8 protein-coding genes and 1 pseudogene are annotated in these 8,768 nt (G+C 41.8%); 6 read left to right on the forward strand and 3 right to left on the reverse strand.

Annotated features, from left to right (window positions below):
- Window positions 1-150: pseudogene (locus IM319_RS22255) on the forward strand (RNA-guided endonuclease TnpB family protein); the annotation flags it as partial.
- Between the two features lie 158 nt (window positions 151-308).
- Here the strand turns inward: IM319_RS22255 and IM319_RS22260 are convergent.
- Window positions 309-920, reverse strand: coding sequence for an IS607 family transposase (locus IM319_RS22260; RefSeq protein ID WP_287685205.1), 612 nt, complete (start codon window positions 918-920; stop codon window positions 309-311).
- Window positions 921-1,643: 723 nt separating this feature from the next.
- On the opposite strand from IM319_RS22260, the gene IM319_RS22265 reads away from it, so the two are divergent.
- Window positions 1,644-2,282, forward strand: a complete 639-nt coding sequence (locus tag IM319_RS22265; RefSeq protein ID WP_287736957.1) for a PEP-CTERM sorting domain-containing protein — start codon at window positions 1,644-1,646, stop codon at window positions 2,280-2,282.
- A 251-nt stretch (window positions 2,283-2,533) separates the two neighbouring features.
- Here IM319_RS22265 and IM319_RS22270 read toward each other — a convergent pair whose 3' ends face one another.
- The gene (locus tag IM319_RS22270; protein ID WP_170915463.1) at window positions 2,534-2,908 is read right to left on the reverse strand and encodes a four helix bundle protein; all 375 of its coding nucleotides are present in this window, start codon (window positions 2,906-2,908) and stop codon (window positions 2,534-2,536) included.
- Window positions 2,909-3,061: 153 nt separating this feature from the next.
- Here IM319_RS22270 and hisIE point away from each other — a divergent pair, with 153 nt between their 5' ends.
- The 4 genes from hisIE (at window position 3,062) to IM319_RS22290 (ending at window position 7,306) form a co-directional block, all read left to right on the forward strand.
- Complete coding sequence (hisIE, locus tag IM319_RS22275; RefSeq protein WP_103111441.1) at window positions 3,062-3,697, forward strand: bifunctional phosphoribosyl-AMP cyclohydrolase/phosphoribosyl-ATP diphosphatase HisIE; 636 nt, start codon at window positions 3,062-3,064, stop codon at window positions 3,695-3,697.
- A gap of 76 nt (window positions 3,698-3,773) precedes the next feature.
- Window positions 3,774-5,159: a dihydrolipoyl dehydrogenase family protein gene (locus tag IM319_RS22280; protein WP_287736958.1), complete on the forward strand. Its 1,386-nt coding sequence runs from the start codon at window positions 3,774-3,776 to the stop codon at window positions 5,157-5,159.
- A gap of 25 nt (window positions 5,160-5,184) precedes the next feature.
- A complete protein-coding gene (gene tmk, locus IM319_RS22285; RefSeq protein ID WP_286825190.1) occupies window positions 5,185-5,808 on the forward strand; it encodes a dTMP kinase in 624 nt (207 codons plus the stop codon).
- A gap of 4 nt (window positions 5,809-5,812) precedes the next feature.
- Window positions 5,813-7,306 (forward strand): thymidylate synthase, encoded by a 1,494-nt coding sequence (locus IM319_RS22290; protein WP_287736959.1) that lies wholly within the window; start codon window positions 5,813-5,815, stop codon window positions 7,304-7,306.
- Window positions 7,307-7,712: 406 nt separating this feature from the next.
- Here the strand turns inward: IM319_RS22290 and IM319_RS22295 are convergent, their stop codons facing one another.
- On the reverse strand, window positions 7,713-8,144 hold the full coding sequence (locus tag IM319_RS22295; RefSeq protein ID WP_287078242.1) for a DUF4278 domain-containing protein: 432 nt from the start codon (window positions 8,142-8,144) through the stop codon (window positions 7,713-7,715).
- Between the last annotated feature and the right edge of the window lie 624 nt (window positions 8,145-8,768).

Genomic DNA, 8,768 nt, shown 5'->3' on the forward strand with positions numbered 1-8,768 from the left:
CATGACCGAGATATTAACGCCAGTAAAAACATTTTGGCCGCAGGACTTGCGGTGTCAGTCTGTAGAGCGACCATAAGACCAGAACAGATTTACTCTGTTAAGGCAGGTGCGGAACCCCGCAAGGGAAAGAAGCAGAAACCCAAATCGTGAGGTTTGGGAATCACCGTCCGTTTACGGCGGTGAGGATGTCAACATAGCCGTCAGCCGTCAGCTAAAATATTACTATTCTTGGCCCTTGTTCGGGGAATAGCAGAGGCGGCATCAGACAGGCAACAAGGAGGGACGAGAAACCCACGCCAAGGACGATTTTAAGCCAGACGGACATCCTTAAACGCCCCTAGGTATTCTAGTAATTGCTGATGAGCCGGGTTATGTAGTGGGTAGAGATGATCGTAACAGATGGTGATAAGGGCTTGCAGATCGTCCAATAAATCCTCATCTGTAATGGATTCATGGAGTTGATTGAGGAGAATGACTTGGATTTTGAAGAGACGGCACAAACCTAAAATAAAATCATGACAAAAGCGACTAACAGTTTCCGCATGGGTTAAAACTAGAGATTTCACCTCACCGTGACAAATCATCTCCACTAGACGCATAAAACTAGGGCGATTGTAGCTGACTCCGTTGCCGATATCGGTGAGAATTTCAAAGGGTTGACCCTGTTGATGACAAAAGTCTTCTAACGCTTTTATCTGGATGTCTAATTGGGGTTTTTGTTCAGGTCGATTAACACGAGCATAGCCAATAATCAATGGGTTTGCTTGACCAGATTGTAAGAGATCTTCCGGTCGAAATCGGCGATGGCCGCCGCGGGTACGAATTGGGGCAATTTTACCCTGTTGTTCCCAGCGCCGGAGGGTTTTAATGCTAACTCCGAGTAAATCGGAGGCTTCTCGAATAGTGATGAGGTTATTCATAGTATGTAAGCTGTTAAGTATTTAAATTGCTTGGGCCAGATGAGGAAAGAGGCACTCTTGCAAGAGCCAACAGTAAAGGGATTGGGTTAGATTCGGCTAATCTAAGAATAAGTTGTTTAAATGCGTCTTAACTTAACCCAGTTTTAATTAAAGAAATTTCTCGAGAGAGAATCGTCCAACTTTAGACAGTCAGTTGTCCACTTTTATACTGCCATTACCCTACGCTGGTAACTATAGATGATTTAGGAAAATTACTCATACCTCTTTAGATACAGATATTAAACGGGATTTTTGGTCTTTCTAAAACCTGAGTTTGTCCGGGGGTTTTGGGGTATGTCAACTCGTTAGGGAGTTGATTGCTATCGAACTCCAGTTTTGACAGTCAAAACTGTTAAGTTTTATATATGTCCCTCTCTTGATTAAGTTTTGTAACAAATTGAGAGATTTTTTTTTTAAGTAGAGCCTGTTTATTTGTCCAACTTTCACCAAAAAGCTTGGGTATATTTGTCAATTTTTGGGTAGTTATGTTTAAGAAAAACTGCTATAAATTGGACAAAAAATAGATAAATATTGCTGGAAAAATTTTTCTAAAACACTTGATTTTTTTTGAAAAATTTTGCTATAGTTCTGTCAAGTCAAACAAAAAGTTATCAGCGAGCTTAACACTTGCTTAACTTCTTTTGATGGCTATAGTACACACAATTAACGCTGGATAATTCAGTTATGATGACAACCAACAAATTAACCAAAATTTTTGCTTCTGGCTCTCTAGCCATCGGGGTTCTCGCTGGCTCGGTGCTTACCGCTACCAGTGCGAGTGCCGCTATGTTAAGTTGGGCGGATTGGACGAGCGGACAGGCTCTTATTGAGGGGGACAAAAAAGTTACGTACGTCTCGCACAATGGGAGTGGGTTCGAGGCTGGGGATGATGTTGCGCTGACCGAGATGGGTGGTCATCATTATTTCACATACGATGCTCTGACACAGGGTTCCACTAATGCTAATATGAGTTCCGGGTCTTTCACATATACAATCGAGGTCATTGGCTCCAACAAGGATATTGTCGGGGTTGACCTGGATTCAGACGTATCATCCAACTACGGGACTGTAACCGAGACATTTGCTGAGATACCTAATACCTTAGTTTCAGTTAACGGCTCACCGGTCCCTCCTAGCGGTTTCATCCCTATCACCCCCAAGAAACTGTTGACCGTCACAAATACCCTTGCCGCTAATCCCAATGAAGGTCTATTCCAATTGCAAAATTCTTTCCATCAAACCGTTCCCGAACCGGGTACTATCCTCGGACTTCTGGCAGTGGGTGGTTTAGGATTGGTTTCCCGCTTCAAGAAACAAAAATAACAGTTACCAATGTCTTGCACACATTGATAACTGTGACGTTGAACAAGAATAGCTAAAGGTTAGATGCCCTGTTTGGTTTTCTAGCTTTTAGCTTTTTCTTTAAGCGTTGATTCTAACACGAATGGGGGATAGGGGATGGGGGATAGGGGATGGGGGATGGGGGATAGGGGATAGGGGATAGGGGATGGGGGATAGGGGATAGGGGATAGGGGATAGGGGATGGGGGATGGGGGATAAGAAACACCCAACCACTAATTTCCACCAACCCCCGCTTCCAGAGAACGAATTAAGGCCGATAACAACCGACCCACTGATTCACATTGGTTAAGAAGGGGTTCAATCGTATCCGATGGGTTCAATCGGACTCTTTTTGATAACAGTAGATGGGTTTCTAATTCTCTAAGAGAACCTTGGGCTATGTAGAGAAACTGTAGGTATTCTTTGCGGGTTTTTCTGCCATGACCCTCGGCAATATTAGCAGGAATAGAAGCGGAAGCCCTGCGAATTTGAGAAATCATCCCGTAGGTTTCTTCTTTGGGGAAATTGCGAGTGGCTAAATAGCATTTTTCTGCCAAATCCATTCCTGTTTGCCAAACTTGTAAGTCTCGATAGGATTGTATTCTCATCAATTTCTCAGCAATTTTTTTATTATTCAACCATTAAATCCCAACCCCCATCCCCTATCCCCCAACCCCCAACCCCCAACCCCCAACCCCCATGGCTATATAATTAAGCTTTGGGTAATTTGTCCCACCATAATTCTTGACCGCGAAAAACTGATGTCTTCTTTACTCTCCGCTATTCCCCTCGACGCAATCGCTTATAATCCCCAGGGTTTAGTACCAGCGATCGCCCAAGACTATCTTGATGCTACAGTGTTAATGATGGCCTGGATGAATCGGGAATCCCTCGAAAAAACCCTCACCACTGGGGAAGCATGGTATTGGAGTCGTTCTCGTCAAGAATTGTGGCACAAAGGAGCCACCTCGGGCCATATCCAAAAAGTGCGTCAAATTCGCTACGATTGCGATAGTGATGCCATCTTGCTGACTATTGAGCAAATCGGTGATATCGCCTGTCATACCGGCGAAAGAAGCTGTTTTCACCAAGTAAATTGGCAAAAATCACCGCCAGCGGCCGATACTCTCTCGGAATTGTTTAAGGTAATTTGCGATCGCAGAGACGATCCTCATCCGGAATCCTACACCTGTAAACTCTTGGCCGGAGGAGATAACAAAATTCTCAAGAAAATCGGCGAAGAATCGGCAGAAGTGGTCATGGCCTGCAAAGATAATGATGGCGATGCTATTGCTGCAGAAGTGGCCGATCTTTTTTATCATACCCTCGTCGCTCTCGCCTATCATCAAGTCCCCCTGCGAGATGTCTATAAAAAACTGCAAGACCGGCGCCGGTAATCAGTTATCAGTAATCAGTAATCAGTTATCAGATTTGAGTTTTAAGTGTTAAGTTTCCGACTCCTACTTTATATTTGTGGTTTACGACTTAGTAATTATCGGTGCCAATCCTGCGGGGATAGAAGCGGCTTTGTTGGCTGTTCACCTCAAAAAAAGGGTGGCTTTAGTGCAACAGCCTTCTAGCGACAATTTAGAGGCATCTGAGGACATTTTTAGCAAGGGCTACAGCCAAATTATCCATCTCTATAAACTGCTGAATCATTGGCAAGAAACAGCCATTTATCCCCAATGGCAACGGTTGCGGGAATGGTTAGAGGAAGTAGATAAAAGTATTAATAAACATCATTCTTTGGCGAGATTAGCCACGGAAGGAATAGATGTTATCTTGGGTGGGGGGGAATTTGTCCGGCTGCCGCGTTTAGGATTCGTGGTTAACGGTCGGCAATTGTTGGCTAAACACTATCTTATCGCTACTGGTTTTTATCCGCAAGTACCGAAAATTTTCGGCTTAGATGAGGTTAATTTTTTTACTGCTCAGACCCTTTGGCAAGAGCCAAATTTAGACAATTTAGGACAACATTTAGCGATTATTGGCAACAGCAGCATGGCTGTGAGTTTGGCACAAATTCTCCGACGTTTAGGGAAAGAAATTAGCTTAATTATCGAGGATAATTATCTACTGCCGGATATTGATCGGGAAATCTCCCATTTAGTTACTGCCATTTTAGAAGCGGAAGGAATTAAGATTTTATCCGGCTATTGTCCTAGTCAAGTGAAAGCGATCGAGGGTCAAAAATGGTTACAATTAGGCAATCGTGTCATGGAAGTTGATGATATGATTTTTGCTGGTAATTATCAAGTCAATGAACAGGGATTAAATTTGGCCGGGGTGGGAGTTAAACTAGAGCAAGGATTAATTAGGGTTAATCAGCGATTACAAACCGATAATTCCCGCATTTATGCCCTAAATTTGCTCAGAAATAATTATCCAGATCCTACTTTAAATCACCGGGCCGCTTTTGGGTTAGTCAAGCATCTGCTCACGGGAGAAAAATTTAACTTTAATCCGGAGCAAATTCCCTCATTTATTGCTTTCGATCCTGCTATTGCTTGGGTGGGTTTAACTAGAAAAGCAGCCGAGGACAGCTATGGTGAGGAGGTAAAGATGATCAACTATCCCATCAAAAATATGGTCCCACAGCAAATCTGGGGGGAAACCACGGGATTTTGTCAATTAATCTACCGACAAGATGGTAAAATACTGGGAGCGCAAATAGTCGGTACTCAAGCAGCAGAAATGATTAGTATCATCAGTTTAGCTTTACAAGAAAATTTAACTATACAATCCCTCAATAAAAATATTTATGCTTGGGGAAGTATGGGAGAGATTATCGGAGAAATGACGCAATTAATACCCCAGAAAAAATCTTGGTTAACTTGGCTAAAACAATTATTCAGATAATTAGAGCGAGAAAGAAGATTAAATTATGAAACCGAAATTTATTGTCTTTGAAGGTATTGATGGTTCTGGAACAAGTACCCAAGCAAAACTCTTACAAGAATATTTTTTAAAGCGCGGGGAAAAAGCAGTTTTAAGTCCGGAACCTTCCGAGGGAGTCATCGGTCGTTTGATTCGAGAAATAATGCAAACTAATCTTATTTCTATCAAAGATCAAAATAAATTTGACCAACAAATGGCCTATCTATTTGCAGCTGATCGCCATGATCACTTATATAATGATCACGATGGCGTTTTTAAACTTATTCACCAAGAACAAACCCATGTGATCACTACTCGTTATTATTTTTCTTCTTTGGCCTACAATTGCAATAATCCCGAAGAATTGGCTTTTGTTCAGCAGTTAAATCAACATTTTCCCAATCCAGATTTAGTCATTTATATCGATGTTATTCCTGATATTTCTCTAGCAAGAATTAAAAACAGAGCCATCACAGAAGTGTACGAAAAACAAGAAAAATTAATGAAAGTTCGTCAGATGTTTGTCGAGATATTTAAAGAATATGAAGATAATTTTTTACAACTGGATGGCAGTGATACAATAGAACAGCTTCACCGAAATATTATTAATTATCTTGAACAATTAATTTAAACCCATGCTTAGTACAGAAACCACCCCTAAATTCACCTACCAACCCCACTATAAACCCAATCAATTAATCTGCGGTCACGGACAAACAGCAATTATCACCGGATGGACAGTAAAACAGTCCCTTGCTAAACATTTAAATCCCGACCAATATGCGGTAATTGGTAATCTTTATAGTCCCACCAGAGGAATTAGTCCCCTGCTGAGAAACTTAATAGCAAATCCCCACGTTAGATACTTAGTTATTCTCAACGCAACTAAGGAAGATAAGAACTCCGGTAGCTGTCAATGTTTGCTAGATTTTTTTAGTCAAGGATTCCAGTTAGGAAAAAGTGACACAGGTAGAGAATGTTGGGTAATTAATTCTCTTATCAGGGGATACATTGACAAAGAAATTGACAGAGAAATTCTCGAAAAATTGCGTCAATCAATTCAATATCAACCAGTTAAATCTATCCCAGAAGCGATTGAAACTGTCCAAAGTTATGCAAAACAATCCCCCTTAACAACTTGGGGAGAACCATTAACTTTTCCTATCTCAGAAAATCTTCCTTCTCTCCTACCCGGGACAAGATACGGTCATCGCATTGAAGGAAAAACTATTGCCGAAACTTGGGTAAAAATTCTCCAAAAGATTAAAACCACCGGCACAATTAGACCGACAGGATATGATGGTAAATGGCAAGAATTAATCGACCTAATGGCAATTGTCACCGATGAACCCCGAGACTTTTATTTTCCTGAACCTAATTATTTGCCTATAGATAGAGCTTTTCTTACCGAATATATCGGACAAATTCTCGATGATTCCCCTATACACCAAGGAGTTAAATACACCTACGGTCAAAGATTGCGCTCTTGGTTTGGACGGGATCAAATTACACAGGTTATTAATAAATTAATCTCAGAAATTGACGCTGCCAGTGCAGTTATGTCCCTCTGGGATGTGAAAGACCACGAAAAGGGAGGTAGTCCCTGTTTAAATCATATTTGGGTGCGAGTGGTGGAAAATGAATTATCTCTCACCGCAATATTTAGAAGTAATGATATGTTTGCCGCTTGGCCGGCAAATGCCATGGGATTGCGCGCTTTACAGCAACATATTTGCCAAGAAATCAATCAACGCTCCCAGTATAATTTAACCTTAGGTCCATTGATTACTATTAGTCAATCGGCCCATATATACGATGATACTTGGGAGAATGTCGAACGATTAATCGCCACCCAGTACGATAAAATTGTTAATCAGCGTGATTTTTTTGACCCTAGCGGTAACTTTTTGATTTCTCTAGAATCAGAACAAATTATTGTCCAACAAACTACTCCCGGCAGTGGGGAAATTGTTGCCTGTTATCAAGGCAAAAATCCCCTCAAATTAATCCGCGAGCTTGCAACAACTAATCCCGCAATTATTCCCGAACATATCGGTTATCTGGGAATCGAGTTACAAAAGGCATACAATTGCCTCAAAAATAATCAACCATATATGCAAGACCAGTAGGAAGTGGGAAGTTTCAGTAATCAGTGAACAGTGAACAGTAATCAGTAAACAGTGAAAAGATAGTAGGAAACTTCTATTTAGGGTCTGCTGAAAAAGTTTTTCGTGGGGGTAGGGTGTGGGGTGTGGGGTGTGGGGTTTTACCCATTTTCAGGGGGTCAATTGCCTAATTTTCAGGGAAAAAGTGCCTAAATTTCCCCCCCCCGAACACTCCTAGCTAAGGCACTTTTTGATTTCAAAAAAGCCTAAAAATATTATCCAACAAGGTTTTTAGATTTATTCAGCAAACCCTATTTAATACTGCTCACTTAAAACTCAAATCTGATAACTGATAATTGATAACTGATAACTGATTACTGATAACTGATTACTGATTACTGATTACTGATAACTGATTACTGATTACTGATTACTTGTCCTTGTTTGTCGAACCGGCGCCGCGGTATTTGAGAGATGAGGAGCGAATTGGGTTAGCCACCGTGGGATTATTGGTGATTTTAACCTCCGCACCGCGATATTTACCCCCTCGCTCCTTGACAGGAGCCTCGGTGACTGTTGGCTCGATATAGGTGGCGCCACGATACTTTTTCTCGCCGGCGGTTTCTGGAGTGGGGACGGGGAGATTCTTCTGCTCTTCTCGTCCTTGCCATAAAAAGGTGACGACAATCACAACTGTCAAGAGAATTAATAGCTGAATCTGCCAAGGAGCTAAAACCAGACTCAACACTAAACTAATTACCGTGGCGGCACTGGCGAGATAAGCGATCTCATCGCTGGACTTCTGCCAGAAATAGGCAGCCAAGGCAGCGGTGAATAGTGGTAATAAAAACGAATAGGACATTCTGGGTACACCTTGTCACGCTAGTGAACCAATCTCTCTATTATTACCTCCCTAGCTTTGATCGGCGAAAAATATTAACTTAGCTTATGTTACATATAAGTTTTATCTTGTCAATTCTTCTTTACAATTCGTAAAAATGCTGTTACATTTATTTACATGAGCTAAAAGTTAAAGCAAAACAGCCAAGACACCAAGCCGGTTCAGATTGTCTCGGAGAGTATCGGACAGCTGATGATTCCTTTACTCTGAGACAACGGTGAAAAACTGGGCTGACTAGCTTAAAAAAGTTTTCGGGGTTTGGGTTTGCCCCATTGACAGATTTGCTTGAGTTCTCCTACATAACTTAGCGCTACCTCGGCTGGACACCGAGGTTTTTTATTTGGTTACAGCGTTTTCGACTAAGTAGGGTTTGCTGAATAAATCTAAAAACCTTATCCAACAAGGTTTTTAGACTTTTTTTCCCTCAAAAAGTGCCGCCCCTTGTAGTGATTGGGGGGAAAATTCAGGGACTTTTTCCCTGAAAATTAGGTAATTGACCACCTGAAAATGGGTAAAACCCCACACCCCACACCCCACACCCCACACCCCAACCCCCAACCCCCAACCCCCAACCCCCAACCCCCA

This window comes from Microcystis sp. M113S1 (assembly GCF_020246945.1).
Classification (GTDB): domain Bacteria; phylum Cyanobacteriota; class Cyanobacteriia; order Cyanobacteriales; family Microcystaceae; genus Microcystis.

Coding starts and splice junctions, on each gene's coding strand:
- IM319_RS22260 (WP_287685205.1), bottom strand. CDS start 920: ATGAATAACCTCATCACTATTCGAGAAGCCTCCGATTTACTCGGAGTT.
- IM319_RS22265 (WP_287736957.1), top strand. CDS start 1,644: ATGATGACAACCAACAAATTAACCAAAATTTTTGCTTCTGGCTCTCTA.
- IM319_RS22270 (WP_170915463.1), bottom strand. CDS start 2,908: ATGAGAATACAATCCTATCGAGACTTACAAGTTTGGCAAACAGGAATG.
- hisIE (WP_103111441.1), top strand. CDS start 3,062: ATGTCTTCTTTACTCTCCGCTATTCCCCTCGACGCAATCGCTTATAAT.
- tmk (WP_286825190.1), top strand. CDS start 5,185: ATGAAACCGAAATTTATTGTCTTTGAAGGTATTGATGGTTCTGGAACA.
- IM319_RS22290 (WP_287736959.1), top strand. CDS start 5,813: ATGCTTAGTACAGAAACCACCCCTAAATTCACCTACCAACCCCACTAT.
- IM319_RS22295 (WP_287078242.1), bottom strand. CDS start 8,144: ATGTCCTATTCGTTTTTATTACCACTATTCACCGCTGCCTTGGCTGCC.